The organism is Streptomyces sp. NRRL F-2580, from assembly GCF_000720115.1.
Lineage (GTDB): Bacteria > Actinomycetota > Actinomycetes > Streptomycetales > Streptomycetaceae > Streptomyces.
Window position 1 is genome coordinate 171,677 of sequence record NZ_JOIR01000029.1, and the last position, 16,111, is coordinate 187,787.

Annotated in this window: 10 protein-coding genes; 5 read left to right on the top strand and 5 right to left on the bottom strand. The window is 74.1% G+C overall.

What is annotated here, in order from left to right; translation table 11 throughout:
- Positions 1-14 precede the first annotated feature (14 nt).
- The 4 genes from tesB to IF88_RS0127820 all read right to left on the bottom strand — a co-directional run bounded on the left by tesB (position 15) and on the right by IF88_RS0127820 (position 5,121).
- The gene (gene tesB, locus IF88_RS0127805) at positions 15-893 is read right to left on the bottom strand and encodes an acyl-CoA thioesterase II (RefSeq protein WP_030718237.1); all 879 of its coding nucleotides are present in this window, start codon (positions 891-893) and stop codon (positions 15-17) included.
- Between the two features lie 26 nt (positions 894-919).
- Positions 920-2,077 (bottom strand): acyl-CoA dehydrogenase family protein, encoded by a 1,158-nt coding sequence (locus tag IF88_RS0127810; RefSeq protein ID WP_030718239.1) that lies wholly within the window; start codon positions 2,075-2,077, stop codon positions 920-922.
- 137 nt (positions 2,078-2,214) lie between these two features.
- Complete coding sequence (locus tag IF88_RS40980) at positions 2,215-3,423, bottom strand: FUSC family protein (protein WP_037807244.1); 1,209 nt, start codon at positions 3,421-3,423, stop codon at positions 2,215-2,217.
- A gap of 63 nt (positions 3,424-3,486) precedes the next feature.
- Positions 3,487-5,121, bottom strand: coding sequence for a PucR family transcriptional regulator (locus IF88_RS0127820; RefSeq protein WP_030718241.1), 1,635 nt, complete (start codon positions 5,119-5,121; stop codon positions 3,487-3,489).
- 116 nt (positions 5,122-5,237) lie between these two features.
- Here IF88_RS0127820 and speB point away from each other — a divergent pair, with 116 nt between their 5' ends.
- The 5 genes from speB (at position 5,238) to IF88_RS0127845 (ending at position 14,090) form a co-directional block, all read left to right on the top strand.
- Positions 5,238-6,203 (top strand): agmatinase, encoded by a 966-nt coding sequence (speB, locus tag IF88_RS0127825; protein WP_030718242.1) that lies wholly within the window; start codon positions 5,238-5,240, stop codon positions 6,201-6,203.
- Positions 6,204-6,249: 46 nt separating this feature from the next.
- Positions 6,250-7,932 carry a thiamine pyrophosphate-binding protein gene (locus IF88_RS0127830; RefSeq protein ID WP_030718243.1) on the top strand — a complete coding sequence of 561 codons (1,683 nt, stop codon included), beginning with the start codon at positions 6,250-6,252 and terminating at the stop codon, positions 7,930-7,932.
- A gap of 109 nt (positions 7,933-8,041) precedes the next feature.
- Entirely contained in the window at positions 8,042-11,941 is a 3,900-nt protein-coding gene (locus IF88_RS0127835) for an ABC transporter ATP-binding protein (RefSeq protein ID WP_420711006.1), read from the top strand.
- Between the two features lie 232 nt (positions 11,942-12,173).
- Positions 12,174-12,572, top strand: coding sequence for a hypothetical protein (locus IF88_RS0127840; RefSeq protein WP_063754848.1), 399 nt, complete (start codon positions 12,174-12,176; stop codon positions 12,570-12,572).
- A gap of 84 nt (positions 12,573-12,656) precedes the next feature.
- Positions 12,657-14,090 carry a S28 family serine protease gene (locus IF88_RS0127845; protein ID WP_030718249.1) on the top strand — a complete coding sequence of 478 codons (1,434 nt, stop codon included), beginning with the start codon at positions 12,657-12,659 and terminating at the stop codon, positions 14,088-14,090.
- 88 nt (positions 14,091-14,178) lie between these two features.
- Here the strand turns inward: IF88_RS0127845 and IF88_RS0127850 are convergent, their stop codons facing one another.
- A complete protein-coding gene (locus IF88_RS0127850; protein ID WP_030718258.1) occupies positions 14,179-15,993 on the bottom strand; it encodes a glycoside hydrolase family 3 protein in 1,815 nt (604 codons plus the stop codon).
- Between the last annotated feature and the right edge of the window lie 118 nt (positions 15,994-16,111).

The following is a 16,111-nucleotide window of genomic DNA, read 5'->3' on the forward strand; positions in this document are numbered from 1 at the left end:
CGCCACGGTGTCCGTCACGCGCGCGGGACGCGGACGACGCCCTCCTGGATGACGGTCACGGCCAGCCGGCCGTCCTGGGTCCAGATGCGGGCCTGGCCGAGGCCCCGGCCGGCGGCCGCCGAGGGCGACTCCTGGTCGTACAGCAGCCACTCGTCCGCGCGGAACGGCCGGTGGAACCACATCGCGTGGTCCAGCGAGGCGCCGACCACGTCGCCCACCGCCCAGCCGCCCCGGCCGTGCGCGAGCAACACCGAGTCCAGCAGGGTCATGTCGGAGACGTAGGTGGCCAGGCAGGTGTGCAGCAGGGGATCGGCGCTGTCCAGCTTGCCGGCGGTCCGGAACCACACCTGCGAGCGCGGCTCCACCGGTTCGCCGACGCTGCCCCAGGGCGGGGTCGTGGCGTACCGGAGGTCCACCGCCTCGCGGGTCTCGATCAGCCGCTCCACCGTGCCCGGGTCGCGGAAGATCTCCCGGTACGCGGGCAGCGACTCGGCCGCGGTGGGCAGGGACTCCGGGTCCGGGGCCGAGGGCATGGAGACCTGGTGGTCGAGGCCGTCCTCGTACGTCTGGAACGACGCGGAGAGGTGGAAGATCGGCTGGCCGTGCTGGACGGCGACGACCCGGCGCGTGGTGAAGGAGCGCCCGTCGCGGATCCGGTCCACCGAGTACACGATGGGCGCGCCCGTGTCCCCGGTGCGCAGGAAGTACGAGTGCAGCGAGTGGGCGGTGCGGTCCGCGGGGACGGTCCGCCCGGCCGCGACCAGGGCCTGGGCCGCGACCTGACCGCCGAAGACGCGCGGTACCAGCGAAGGGCGGCTGGTACCGCGGAAGATGTTCTCCTCGATCTGCTCGAGGTCGAGCAGATCGAGGAGCGACGTCAGTGCCTCGTTCATGGGGGAAGGGTAAGTGCCCGGATTCCCTACAGGCCCATGGACTTGGCGATGATGGACTTCATGACCTCGCTGGTGCCGCCGTAGATGCGGTTCACGCGGTTGTCGGCGTACAGGCGGGCGATCGGGTACTCGTTCATGTAGCCGTAACCGCCGTGCAGCTGGAGGCACTTGTCGATGACGCGGTGCGCGACCTCGGTGCAGAACAGCTTCGCGGACGCGGCCTCGGCGGCGGTCAGCTCACCGGCGTCCAAAGCCTCCAGGGCGCGGTCGGCGACGGCCTCGGCGGCGTCCACCTCGGCCTGGCAGGCGGCCAGTTCGAACTTGGTGTTCTGGAAGTGCGCGACCGGCTTGCCGAAGACGGTGCGCTCCGTCACGTACTGCTGGGCGAACCGGATGGCGGCCTTGGCCTGCGCGTACGCACCGAAGGCGATGCCCCAGCGCTCGGACGGCAGGTTCGCGCCGAGGTAGTAGAAGCCCTTGTTCTCCTCGCCGAGCAGGTCCTCGACCGGGACCTTCACGTCGACGAACGCCAGCTCGGCGGTGTCGGAGGTGCGCAGGCCCAGCTTGTCCAGCTTGCGGCCGATGGAGTAGCCCTCGGACTTGGTGTCCACGGCGAAGAGGGAGATGCCGAAGCGGCGGTCCTCCGCGCTCGGGGCGGAGGTGCGGGCGCAGACGATCACGCGGTCGGCGTGCACGCCACCGGTGATGAAGGTCTTGGCGCCGTTGAGGACGTAGTGGGTGCCGTCCTCGGAGAGCTTGGCGGTGGTCTTCATGCCCGCGACGTCGGAGCCGGTGCCCGGCTCGGTCATCGCCAGCGCCCACATCTCCTCACCGGAGACGAACTTCGGGAGGTAACGCTTCTTCTGCTCGTCGTCGGCGAGCATCTTGATGTAGGGCAGGGCGAGCAGCACGTGCACGCCGGAGCCGCCGAAGTTGACGCCCGCGCGCGAGGTCTCCTCGTACAGGACGGCCTCGAACTTGTGGGTGTCCAGGCCCGCGCCGCCGAACTCCTCGGGGACGTTGATGCCGAAGACGCCCAGCTCGCCGAGCTTGTAGTAGAAGTCGCGGGGCGCCTGTCCGGCGGCGAACCACTCGTCGTAGACGGGGACGACCTCGGCCTCGATGAAGGCGCGGATGGTCTCGCGGAACGCCTCGTGGTCCTCGTTGAACACCGTACGGCGCACGGCCGGCTCCCTTCGGTCGCGGCAGTCCGCCGCCTGAATCTAAGCGCTTGCTCAGATTAAGTTACCGGCGAGTTGTCCACCCTGTCCAGAGAGGGTGACCGACCTCATGCGGGGGCGGCGGCGCAGGCCGGGCGGGCTCAGCCCGGGCCCGGGTCGAGGTGCTCGGCCAGCGCCTCGTGGGTGAGGTGCAGCCCGGCCCGCAGGACCGCGTCACGACGGCCGGGATGGGCGGCCCGGTGCCGCAGTTCCAGCTCCCGGGCCAGCCGTAGCCGGTCCGCGCAGTCCTCGCCGCGCAGGGCCGCGTCGAGGGCCGAGGCGGTCGCCCCGACCAGCGGAGCCATGGCGCGCACCGCCGCGTCGGCCCCGCCCGGGGCGGCTTCCGAAGGTTTCGAAGGCGCCCCGCCGGCTTCCGGCCGTTCCCCGCCGGCTTCCGGCCGTTCCCCGCTGGCTTCGCCCGGCCGTTCCCCGCCGGCTTCCGGCTCCTTTCCGGCGGCCTCCCGCCGTTCCCCGCCTGCCTCCGGCCGCTTCCCGTCGGCCTCCCGCCGTTCCCTGTCGCCGGAGGAGGACCGGATCTCCATCTCCCGTGCGAGGAAGAGCAGGGCCGGCGCCGTCCGCGTGGCCAGCCGCAGCCGCGGACGGAGCGTGTCCGCTGCCCACGCCGGCGCCTGCCGGGGCGGCAGGAGCAGCAGGCGTCCCGTCTTGCGGTCCAGCGCGGCGGACAGTTCGTACGGGCGGCGCCAGCGGGCGAAGGGGTCCGCCGGCGCGGGGCCCGTGGGCCGCCCGGCGGCGGCCCGCGCCGCGATCCGCTCCAGCAGGACGCCCAGCCCGGTGCGGTACTCCTCCAGGCCCCGCACCGCCTCCCGGTACGGGTCGGGGGGCCACAGCAGCGGGCCGAGGAGCACCACGACGGCGATGCCGACCGCGCTCTCCTCCAGCCGGGCCAGCGGGTACCCGGGCACCGGCGTCGCGTAGATCACCAGCGCGGTGACCAGCACCTGCTGGTTGGGTGAGCCGTCGTGGCGCAGCAGGAACATCCCGGCGCAGGCGCACACGACGAGGACCAGGAACGACAGCGAGCCCGACGGCAGCCAATGCAGGACCAGCACGCTCAGCACCACGCCCACGACCACCCCCACCAGCCGCTCCAGGGCCAGCCGGGGCGCCGCGAACACGTCGTCGCGCAGGATCAGGACGGCGGGCAGGGCGGCCGGCACGGGGGCCGTGCTCGTACCGAGCCACACGCACAGGAACCAGGGGACGGTCGCGCACACCAGCAGCCGGGCGGCCGGTGCCAGGCGCTCACCGAAGGGGCGGCTGCGCGCCGGTACGGACGTGCTGGCGGGCATGCGGCACATCGTAGGGGCGGCCGCCGTCCCCGGCGGGCCCGCTGGGCGGGCGTCGGGGAGCGTTCAGCCGCCCGGCCCCGGCAGCGGCTCCTCCCAGCGCAGTGCGAACCACAGCTCCATCCGGACGTCCGGGTCGTCCAGGTCCCGCCCCAGCAGCTCCGCGCAGCGGGCCACGCGCTGGCGAACCGTGTTGCGGTGCACCCCCAGGGCGGCGGCGGTGCGGTCCCACCCGCCGTGGTGCGCCAGCCAGCCGCGCAGGGTCTCCCGCAGGACGGGGGAGAGCGGTGCGAGCAGGGCCGCGGCGTGCGCGCGGGCCTCCGCCTCGCCGACCAGGCCGGAGAGGCCGGGTGCGGCGTGCCGGGCCAGGGGGGTGCGGGCCGCCTCGGCGCGCTCGAGGGCCCGCCGGGCCTGCGCGTCGGCGGCGGGCAGCGCGCCGGGTGCGGCCGGGGCGCTCACCCCGAGGCGCCAGCCGGGCCGCGGGCCCGGCTCCCGCTCGGTGAGCAGGCGTACGGGATCCCCGCGCGGGTCGACCAGTACGGTGCCCAGCGCGGCCGCCAGGGCCTGCGGGTCGCCCGTCCCGCGGGCGTGCACCACGTGCCAGGGCCCCGGGGACAGGGCCGCGGCGGGGTCGCCGTCGAGGAGCAGCCGGGTCAGGGCCGCCGCCTCGGGTCCGGCAGCCGGGCGGTGCGCGGTGAGCAGGGTCAGCAGCACCGCCGCGACCGAGGCGATGGTGTGGTCGCCGGGGGCGCGGGCCGGGGTGGCGGTCCCGAGCGCCCGCACGGCATCCGTCCCCGGCTCGGCCGCGGGCTCCGGCGCGGGCTCCGGCGCGGCTTCCGGCCTGCCTGCCCGCCCGGCTTCCGGCCCGGCGTCCCGCCTGCCTGCCCGCCCGGCTTCCGGCCCGGCGTCCCGCCCGGCCGGGGTGCCCCGGCCGGGCGGGACGCCGGGGCCGTCCGGTGCCGGGCCAGCCGCGAGGGCCGGGCCAGCCGCGAGTGCCGGGCCCGCCGCGGGTGCCGGGCCGCCGAGGGCGTGGGCCGTGAGGTGCCATCCGCCCGCCTGGTCGGTCGCCGTCGCGGGCCCGCCCGCCCGGCCGACGCGGGCCAGCAGCGCGCGCAGGGCCGCCGCGGCCTCCGGGGGCGGCGGGTTCCCCGCGGAGCGGTCGTCCGGCCGGAGCGTGACGTGGCCGCCCAGGCTCGCCGCCAGCCGCGACAGCACCGCCGGGACCGGATCGGGCCGCGCGGCCGCCGCGGCGAGGGACTGCTGGGCTTCGGTGACCCGGCGCAGCTCCCGTGTACGGGCCCCCGCCATCAGCCGCCAGACCGTACGGGCCACCGCGCTGAAGGGGGTGCCAGGCGGGACCTCCAGGAGCGGCAGCCCGTGCTGCGCGCAGGCCTCGGCCAGGCCGGCCGGCACCCGCTCGTGCACGGGCGCCACCCCGAAGCCGAGCGCCGCCACCCCGGCCTCGGCCAGACGGGCGACGTAGCCGTCGGGATCCGTGCCCAGCCCGGCCCCCGCCGTCAGCAGCAGCTCGCCGCCCAGTAGGTACGGGGACGGGTCCGCCATCTCGGAGGCGTGCACCCCGTGCACATCGGCCTCGGCCGGGCCCGCGAGGTGGCGCAGGCCCAGCTCCCGGTCGGGCAGCAGCGCGCCGAGCGCCACCGGAGCGGTGGGCGGGGGCGGGGCAGTGGGCGGGGCGGCCATGGATACTCCGTACAGATCAGGGGTCTCCTGTGGATGGTACGTACACTTCGCGCCGGGTGGGCGCCGCCTTACGCTCGAAGGACCGCACTTGTAGGACCTCCAGAAGGGCACCCCCCATGAGCACGCAGCCGCGCGGCCCCGTCGACTCCTCCCGCATCCCGCGCTACGCGGGCCCGGCGACCTTCGCCCGGCTGCCCCGCCTCGACGAGGTCGGCTCCGCCGACGTCGCCGTCGTCGGCGTGCCCTTCGACTCCGGCGTCTCCTACCGCCCGGGCGCCCGCTTCGGCGGCAACGCCATCCGCGAGGCCTCGCGCCTGCTGCGCCCCTACAACCCGGCGCAGGACGCCTCCCCCTTCGCCCTCGCGCAGGTCGCGGACGCCGGCGACATCGCCGTGAACCCCTTCAACATCAACGAGGCCGTCGAGACGGTCGAGGCCGCCGCCGACGAGCTGCTCGGCAACGGATCCCGCCTGATGACCCTCGGCGGCGACCACACCATCGCCCTCCCGCTGCTCCGCTCCGTCGCGAAGAAGCACGGCCCGGTGGCCCTGCTCCACTTCGACGCGCACCTGGACACCTGGGATACGTACTTCGGCGCCGAGTACACCCACGGCACGCCGTTCCGCCGGGCGGTGGAGGAGGGCATCCTCGACACCGAGGCGCTCTCGCACGTCGGCACCCGCGGCCCGCTGTACGGCAAGCAGGACCTCGACGACGACGCCAAGATGGGCTTCGGCATCGTCACCTCGGCGGACGTCTACCGCCGCGGCGCCGACGAGGTCGCCGACCAGCTGCGCCAGCGCATCGGCGACCGCCCGCTCTACATCTCCATCGACATCGACGTGCTGGACCCGGCGCACGCGCCCGGCACCGGCACCCCCGAGGCGGGCGGCATGACCTCCCGCGAGCTGCTGGAGATCATCCGCGGCCTGTCCTCCTGCAACCTGGTTTCGGCGGACGTCGTAGAGGTGGCCCCGGCGTACGATCACGCGGAGATCACCTCGGTCGCGGCCTCGCACACCGCGTACGAGCTGACCACGATCATGAGCCGTCAGATCTCCGCCGCCAGGCAGGGTCGATAAGCACAGCACGGCGGCGAAGGCGAACCCGAAGGGTGAGTAAGCGCACGTGACGCACGACCACGACCTGGTACTCCGTCCCACCGAGGCCCAGACGGCCGCCGCCCTGGCCCCGCCGCCGGGGCGGACGGGCGGGGACCTGGTCGTGGAAACGCTGCGCTCGCTGGGCGCCACCACCGTCTTCGGGCTGCCGGGGCAGCACGCCCTCGGCCTCTTCGACGCGGTGGGGCGCTCCGACCTGCGCCTCGTCGGACTCCGTACGGAGAACAACGCGGGCTTCGCCGCCGACGCCTACGGCCGCATCACGGGCGAGGCGGTCCCCCTCCTCCTCTCCACCGGCCCGGGCGCGCTCATGGCCCTGCCCGCGCTCGCGGAGGCGGCCGCCGCCTCGGCCCCGGTGCTCGCCATCTCCTCGCAGGTCCCCGTCGCGGGTCTGAGCGGGGGCCGGCGCGGCCACCTGCACGAGCTGCGCGACCAGTCGGCGTCCTTCCGGGACGTGGTGAAGTCGGTCCACACCGCCCGCACCCCGTCCCAGATCCCCTCCGTCGTCGCGGAGGCCTGGGAGTCGGCGCTGACCGCTCCGCACGGCCCGGTCTGGGTGGAGGTCCCGGAGGACGTCCTGCGCGCGGAGACGATCATCCCGCAGGTCACGGGCATGGACGCGACCCCGCACGAGCTCGCCCCCCGCCCGGAGCTCACCGCCCTGGCCGCGCACTGGCTCTCCTCGGCGGAGCGCCCGGTGATCATCGCGGGCGGCGGGGTCGTCCGCTCCGACGCCGCGGGCAAGCTCAGGCAGCTGGCGGAACGCCTGGGCGCCCCCGTGGTCACCACCTTCGGAGGCAAGGGCGCCTTCCCGTGGACCCACCCGCTCTCCCTCCAGTCCTGGCTGGAGGACCGCCACATGACGGACTTCCTGGAGGACGCGGACGTCCTGCTGGTCGTCGGCTCGGGCCTCGGGGAACTCTCCTCGAACTACCACACGTTCTTCCCCACGGGCCGGGTCGTCCAGATCGAGGCCGACCTCGGCAAGCTGGAGTCCAACCACCCGGCCCTCGGCATCCACGCGGACGCCCGCCTGGCCCTCCAGGCCCTGCTGGAGACGGTGTCCGAGCGCGAGGACCCCGCCGCCCCGGAGCGCGTCCGCCTCGTCCTCGACGACATCGAGGCCCGCCTCGCCGGCCAGGACGTCTCCCTGGAGCGCTCGCTGCTGGCCTCGATCCGCTCCGCCCTCCCCGCGCGCTCCCCGTCCTTCTGGGACATGACGATCCTGTCGTACTGGGCCTGGTCCGCCTTCGACGCGAAGCACCCCAACACCATGCACTCGGCGCAGGGCGCGGGCGGCCTCGGCTACGCCTTCCCGGCGGCGCTGGGCGCCTGCGTCGCCGAACCGGGCACACCGGTCCTGGCGGTGTCCGGCGACGGCGGCGCGATGTACTCGATCGCGGAACTGGCCACGGCCCGCCAGCACGACCTCGACGTCACCTGGCTGATCGTGGACGACGGCGGCTACGGCATCCTGCGCGAGTACATGACGCAGTCCTTCGGCAGCGCCACCGCCACGGAACTCACCCGCCCCGACTTCGCCGCCCTGGCGGCGTCCTTCGACGTCCCGGCGACCACCACCACCCCGGAATCCCTGGCTTCCGACCTCAAGAAGGCCCTCGCCACCCCCGGCCCCTCGGTGGTCGTCCTGCCGGCGCTCCTCAAGATGTTCGCCCCGACCCACCTCTGACCGCGGCGGCCCCGGCCCACCCGGCGATCGGCCCCGCCCGGCCCACGTCCGGGTGCTCCCCGCGTGCGCCCGAGCCGCCCTGCGTACACGTTCGAATTGTTGCGGCGGGATGAAATCCGCCGGTCGGGGCGTTGCCGCCTCCGGCAGGACAAGACGAACGGGGAGGCACCACGTGACGGCGGCTGGGGAGAAACAGGGCTGGGGCAAGCGGCTGACGGCCTACACCTGGCGGTACAGGCGCAACGTGCTGCTCGCGCTCGGCTCCTCGCTGGGCGGCATGGCCGTGATGGCGCTCGTACCGCTCGTCACCAGGGTGATCATCGACGACGTCATCGGGGACCGGAGCAAGCCCATGGGGCCCTGGGCCGGGCTCCTCATAGTCGCCGCCCTCCTCGTCTACGTGCTCACGTACATACGCCGGTACTACGGCGGGCGGCTCGCCCTCGACGTGCAGCACGACCTGCGCACCGACATGTACGCCACCATCGCCCGCCTCGACGGGCGCCGCCAGGACGAGCTGTCCACCGGGCAGGTCGTCGGGCGGGCCACCACCGACCTCCAGCTCATCCAGGGCCTGCTCTTCATGCTGCCCATGACCATCGGGAACTTCCTGCTCTTCGGGATATCCCTCGGGGTCATGCTGTGGCTCTCCCCGCTGCTGACCGTCGTCGCGCTGCTGATGGCCCCCGCCCTCTGGTTCATCGCCAAGCGCAGCCGCAAGAAGCTCTTCCCGGCCACCTGGTGGGCCCAGGGCCAGGCCGCCGCCGTCGCCACCGTCGTCGACGGGGCCGTGACCGGCGTCCGCGTCGTCAAGGGCTTCGGCCAGGAGGAGCAGGAGACCGGCAAGCTGCGCACGGCGAGCCGCCGGCTGTTCGCCGGACGGATGCGCACCATCCGCCTCAACTCCCGCTACACCCCCGCCCTCCAGGCCGTACCCGCCCTCGCCCAGGTCGCCATGCTGGCCCTCGGCGGCTGGATGGCCACCGAGGGGCAGGTCACCCTCGGCACCTTCGTCGCCTTCTCCACCTACCTGGCCCAGCTCGTCGGCCCGGTCCGCATGCTCGCCATGGTCCTCACCGTCGGCCAGCAGGCCCGCGCCGGCGTCGAGCGGGTCTTCGAGCTCATCGACACCGAGCCCGCGATCCAGGAGGGCACCCACGAGCTGCCCGCCGACGCGCCCGCCACCGTCGAGTTCGACGACGTCCGCTTCGGCTACGACCCCGAGCGGCCCGTCCTCGACGGGTTCTCGCTCTCCGTCGCGGAAGGCGAGACCATCGCCGTCGTCGGTGCCTCCGGGAGCGGGAAGTCCACCGTCTCGCTGCTGCTGCCCCGCTTCTACGACGCCGACCGCGGAGCGGTCCGCGTCGGCGGGCACGACGTCCGCGAGCTGACCTACGACTCCCTGCGCTCCGCGATCGGGCTCGTCCCGGAGGACTCCTTCCTCTTCTCCGACACCATCCGCTCCAACATCGCCTACGGGCACCCCGGCGCCACCGACGCGCAGATCGAGGCCGCCGCCCGCGCCGCCCAGGCCGAGGGCTTCATCCAGGCCCTGCCCGCCGGGTACGACACCACGGTCGGCGAGCAGGGGCTCACCCTCTCCGGCGGCCAGCGCCAGCGCATCGCCCTCGCCCGGGCCATCCTCACCGACCCCCGGCTGCTCCTCCTCGACGACGCCACCTCCGCCGTGGACGCGCGCGTCGAGCACGAGATCCACGCGGCCCTGCGCGCCGTCATGGCCGGTCGGACCACCCTGCTGATCGCCCACCGCCGCTCCACGCTCGCGCTCGCCGACAGGATCGCCGTACTCGACCGCGGGCGGCTCGCCGACCTCGGGACGCACGAGGAGCTGGAGCGCCGCTCGGCGCTCTACCGCCGGCTGCTCACCGACCCCGACGCGCTCGGCGCCGGCTCGCCGCGCACTCCGGACGCCCCGCTGATGACGGAGTTCGAGCGGGAGCTCGACCGCAAGCTCGAACGGGACATCGAACTCGAAGCCGAAATCGACTCCGAGCCGGTCAACGCCAAGCGCCGGGTCGCGGACGGGATCACCCCCGAGCTGTGGCGGCGCCGCGACGAGCAGAGCGGCGGCCAGGCCCCCGCCGCCGCCGCGGGCGGCGCGCCCGGAGCCGGCCACTCCATGGCCGGGGCCGTCGCCGGCATGCCGGCGACGCCCGAACTCCTGGCGCAGGTGGCCGCGCTGCCGCCCGCCGAGGATGAACCCGACGTGGACGAAACCCGCGCCGCGTCCGCCGAGGAGAGCTACGGCCTGCGCCGCCTGCTCCGCGGCTTCTGGGCGCCGCTCGCCGTCAGCCTCGGCCTCGTCGCCGTGGACGCCGGCGCCGGACTGCTGCTGCCGATCCTGATCCGGCACGGCATCGACAAGGGCGTGGAGCAGGCCGTGCTCGGCGCCGTCTGGGTGGCCGCCGGGCTCGCCCTCGCCCTCGTCGTCGCGCAGTGGGCCGCGCAGTTCGCCGAGACCCGCATGACGGGCCGTACCGGCGAACGCGTCCTGTACGCCCTCCGTGTCAAGATCTTCGCCCAGCTCCAGCGCCTCGGCCTCGACTACTACGAGCGCGAGCTGACCGGCAAGATCATGACCCGGATGACCACCGACGTCGACTCGCTGAGCTCGTTCCTGCAGACCGGGCTCGTCACCGCCGTCGTCTCCGTCTTCACCTTCTTCGGGATCCTCGTCGCCCTGCTCGTCCTCGACGTCGAGCTCGCGCTGATCGTCTTCGCGACGCTCCCCGTCCTGGTCGTCGGCACGATCGTCTTCCGCCGCAGGTCCGTCGCCGCCTACGAGCTCGCCCGCGACAGGGTCAGCCTGGTCAACGCCGACCTCCAGGAGTCCGTCTCGGGCCTGCGCATCGTCCAGGCCTTCCGCCGCGAGGGCTCCGGCGCCACCCGCTTCGCCGAGCGCAGCGACTCCTACCGCGAGGCCCGGGTCCGCGGCCAGTGGCTGATATCCGTCTACTTCCCCTTCGTCCAGCTGCTGTCCTCGGGCGCCGCGGCCGCCGTGCTGATCGTCGGCGCGGGCCGGGTGGAGGCCGGGACGCTCACCACCGGCGCGCTCGTCGCGTACCTGCTCTACATCGACCTGTTCTTCGCGCCCGTCCAGCAGCTCTCCCAGGTCTTCGACGGCTACCAGCAGGCCACCGTCTCCCTGGGCCGCATCCAGGGGCTGCTGCGCGAGCCCACCGCCACCCCGCTCCCCGACGCGCCCCGCGAGGTGCCGGAGCTGCGCGGGGAGATCGCCTTCGAGGACGTCCGCTTCCAGTACGGGACGGCGGAGGAGCGCGGCGAGAAGGGGGAGGCGCTGGCCGGCATCAGCCTGCGGATACCCGCCGGACAGACCGTCGCCTTCGTCGGCGAGACGGGAGCCGGCAAGTCCACGCTGGTCAAGATGGTGGCCCGGTTCTACGACCCGACCTCCGGCCGGATCACCGCGGACGGCGCCGATCTGCGGGAGCTCGACCTGACGGCGTACCGGCACCGCCTGGGCGTCGTCCCCCAGGAGCCCTACCTCTTCCCGGGGACCGTCCGCGACGCCATCGCCTACGGGCGGCCCGACGCGAGCGACGCCGAGGTCGAGGCCGCCGCCCGCGCGGTCGGCGCCCACGACATGGTCGCCACCCTCGACGGCGGCTACCTGCACACCGTGGCCGAACGCGGCCGCAACCTCTCCGCCGGCCAGCGCCAGCTGATCGCGCTGGCCCGGGCCGAACTCGTCGATCCGGACGTGCTGCTGCTCGACGAGGCCACCGCCGCCCTGGACCTGGCCACCGAGGCCCAGGTCAACCGGGCGACGGACCGCCTCGCCGGCAAGCGCACCACCCTGGTGGTCGCGCACCGGCTGACCACCGCCGCGCGCGCCGACCGTGTCGTCGTCATGGACCGCGGCCGGGTCGTGGAGGACGGCACCCACGCCGAACTCCTGGCGCGTGACGGCCGGTACGCCGCGCTGTGGCGCACCTTCGTCGGGGAGGACGAGCGCGCCGCGGCCTGAGGGAGGGTGGCCGGCTCGTCGAGGGCCGACAGCAGCCGGGATCCGAGCGCGAAGATGTCGGCGGCCCCGACCACCCGTACGAGGGGCGGGCGGCGGCCGCGGCCCGGTGCGCGACGCTGTGCCGCGGCGCGGTGGGGGTGGCCGGGTCCTTGCGTGCTGCAACCTTCCGCGGGGTTCGGGCGTCGTACGTGCGTGCGCGTGCAGTGCGTACGACCGATCGGGGGACAGGTTGTTGCACGGGTGGAGGAGACGGGCCCGCCGGGCCGCGTCCCTGGGGGTCTTCGCGGCGGCCCTGTGGCTCTGCGCCGGCGGACTGCTCACGGCGCCGCCCGCGCAGGCGGCGGCCCACGGCTGCGGGGGCCGGCTGGCGAAGACCGTGCCCTTCGAGACGGGCGAGGTGCGCGTCTACAAGAGCCGCAACCGGGCCTGCGCGGTGACCGTCGCCCGCGTCCCCGGCGAGGGGCGGCGGATGGCGGTGAGCATCCAGCCGCGCGGCGGGGCGCCCGTCCGCGAAGAGGGCCGTTTCACCCGATATGCCGGACCTGTCACCGTCGGTGCGATCAGTCGCTGCGTGTACGTAAGGGGCAGTGTGGGTGCCGGATCGGCCGTTTCCGGCTGGATCCTGTGCTGAGGTACCGGCCCAACTAGGTCTGTTCAGCGGCGTGTTGCCCCCGCTAGGTTCACGGCGACCGAAGTGAACTCAAGGGGAGGGTGAATGCGCAAGACGCTCGGATGGCTGCTGTCGCTCGTGGTGCTCATCGGCACCATGGGCGCGGCCGGCTCCACGGCGCAAGCGGCCACAGCCGCGGAACCGCCGGCCGCCACGGACATCAAGGACCAGATCCTCGGCATTCCCGGGATGAGCCTGATCGAGGAGAAGCCGTACCCCGGCTACCGCTTCTTCGTTCTGAACTACGAGCAGCCGGTGGACCACCGGCAGCCGTTGAAGGGCACCTTCAAGCAGCGCCTGACCCTTCTGCACAAGGACGTCTCGCGGCCGTCGGTGTTCTTCACCTCCGGCTACAACGTCAACACCAGCCCGCGCCGCAGTGAGCCGACGACCATCGTCGACGGCAACCAGGTGTCTCTGGAGTATCGATTCTTCACCCCCTCCCGTCCCGACCCGGCCAACTGGGCGAACCTGGACATCTGGCAGGCCGCGAGTGACCAGCACCGCCTCTTCACCGCCCTGAAGAAGATCTACAAGAAGAACTGGCTGGCCACGGGCGGCAGCAAGGGCGGCATGACGGCGACGTACTACGAGCGGTTCTACCCGCGCGACATGGACGGCGTCGTCGCGTACGTCGCGCCCAACGACGTCGTCAACAAGGAGGACTCGGCCTACGACCGCTTCTTCGCCAAGGTCGGCACCAAGGAGTGCCGCGACAAGCTGAACGCGGTCCAGCGCGAGGCGCTCGTGCGCCGCGAGCCGCTGGAGGCCAAGTACGCCGTGGCCGCGGCCGAGAACGGCTGGACCTTCACCACCGTCGGCGACCTCGACAAGGCCTACGAGGCCGTCGTGCTCGACTACGTCTGGGCCTTCTGGCAGTACAGCCTGCTCTCCGACTGCGGCTCCATCCCGGACGCCAGGACCGCGAGCGACCAGGAGATCTGGGACTCGATCGACGCGATCTCCGGCTTCTCGGCCTACGCCGACCAGGGCCTGGAGACGTACACGCCGTACTACTACCAGGCGGGTACGCAGCTCGGTTCGCCGGACATCAAACTGCCGCACCTGGGCAACCTGAGCCGCTACGGCTACCAGCCGCCGCGCAACTTCGTGCCCCGGGACATCCCCATGACCTTCCAGCAGGGGGCCATGGCGGACGTGGACAAGTGGGTGCGCAACAACGCCGACCAGATGCTCTTCGTGTACGGGCAGAACGACCCGTGGGGCGCCGAGCCCTTCCACCTCGGGTACGGGGTGCGCGACAGCTACGTCATGATCGCGCCGGGTGCCAACCACGGGGCCAATGTCGCGAAGCTCCTGGACGGCGAGAAGACCCTCGCCACCGCGAAGATCCTGCAGTGGGCCGGGGTGGCCCCGGCCGCCACGATCGCCGACGAGTCGAAGGCGGCGCCGCTGGCCGCCGCGGACGCGCAGCTCGACCAGCAGGACCTGGAGCGCGAGCCGCAGCTGCGGCCGTGAAGCACCGGGCCGGGGCCGAGCCGGTCCCGGCCCGTTGGCCGCGGGCCGACCTGGTCCCGGCCCGTGGGCCGCGGGCCAGCGCCGGGAACTACCGCGTCAGCCCGTGGCCCAGCGGGTAGCGGCCCGGCACCGGGACGGGGAGGCGGCCGGCGGGCCGCACCGCGCCGGTGAGCACCCGGGCCGCCGCCCGCATCTCGACGTCCGTCCACGAGTACGTCGCCAGCTCCGCCGCGCAGGCCGGCAGCCGGGCCGGGTCGTACGGATTACGGACCGCCAGCAGGATCACCGGGACTCCGGACGCGACCAGGTCCGTCACCAGCCGGTGCTGTGCGTTCTCGGCGTCCTGTTCCGGAACGTTGTACGTGCACACCAGCACGGCCGCGTGGCCGGGCACCGCGGCCACCGCACGGGCGGGCGGCACCGCCGTGGCCCGGCAGCCCAGGGCCGTCAGCTCCCGCGCCAGTACAGCCGTGGGAGGCCCCGTGGTGCCCGTGGGGGAGGCCGGATCCGTCCCCGTGACCAGCAGCCGGGGGCCGGCCGCCGCGTCGATCGGCACCAGCCCGCGCGGATTGGCCAGCAGGGTCGTCGTACGCGCCGCGATCTGGTCGGCGGCGTCCTGGTGCCTGCGGATGCCGACGGTGGCGTCCACCGCCTCGGTCGTGGTGTAGGCCTCGTCGAACAGCCCCCGGCGGGACTTCAGTTCCAGGATCCGCAGCACCGACTCCTCGACCCGGGCCTCCGTCAGCTCGCCCGCCTCGACGGCCGCCAGCACACTGCGGTACGCGAGCCCCAGGTCCGGCGGGTTCAGCAGCTGGTCGCAGCCCGCCAGCAGGGCCAGTACGGGAACGCGGTCGTCCCCGTACTTCTGGCGGACCCCGGCCATGTCGAGGGCGTCCGTGACCACCACCCCCTGGAAGTCGAGGCGTTCGCGCAGGATGCCCGTGACGATCGGCCGGGAGAGGGTCGCCGGGTCCCCCGAGGGGTCGAGCGCGGGGAAGACGATGTGCGCCGTCATGACCGCGTCCACGCCCGCCTTCACCGCGGCCCGGAACGGGGGCTCGTCCAGCTCCTCCCAGACGGCGCGGGTGTGCCGCATCACCGGCAGGCCCACGTGGCTGTCGGTCTCGGTGTCCCCGTGGCCCGGGAAGTGCTTCGCGGTGGCGGCCACGCCCGCACCCTGGTAGCCGCGCACCTGGGCGGCCACCAGGGCCGCCACGGCGTGCGGGTCGGAGCCGAAGGACCGTACGCCGATCACGGGGTTGGCCGGGTTGACGTTGACGTCGGCCACCGGCGCGTAGTCCTGCCGGATCCCCAGCGCGGCCAGCTCGGCGCCCGCGATGCGCGCCGCCCGCTGGGCGTCGGCGGTGGAACCGCCCGCGCCGAGCGCCATCGCCCCCGGGAACAGGGTGGCCGGGGCGCCGATCCGGGCGACGGCGCCGTGCTCCTGGTCGGTCGAGAGCAGCAGCGGGATCCGCGCGCCGGAGGTGAGGGCGGCCTGCTGGAGGCCGACCGAGAGGGCGGCGATCTGGTGCGGGGTGCGGGTGTTGTGGGCCCAGGCGAAGTAGACGATCCCGCCGAGGTGGTAGCGCGCGACCAGTTCGGCGGCGGTGCGCACGCCGAACAGTGTCTGGTTCTGCTCGGCGTCGGCCGGGTCGGGATCGGTCGCCGAATGCCCGTACGCCCGCGAGACGAAGAGCTGCCCGACCTTCTCGGCGAGGCTCATCCCGTCCACGAAGCGGCGCAGGATCGCCCGGTCGGGGTGGTGGCCCGGCGGGCCCTCGGGGGACCTCGGGTCGTCGGGGGTGCCGAGTGTGCCGAGCGTGGCGGAGGCGGCCCCCGCGGCGGCGACGGCGGCCATGGCGGCTGCGGTGAGCAGGGTCCGGCGGGAGGCGTGGTGCGGCACGGGGCGGACCCTACCGGGTGCCCTCCGGGCGGGTCGGCTGTGTGGGGGTGTGTTGGCCAAGTACCGCCGGTTGCGCTGCGTGCCTTGCCTTGCCGGGCGGGGTGGGGGCGGTTTGGGC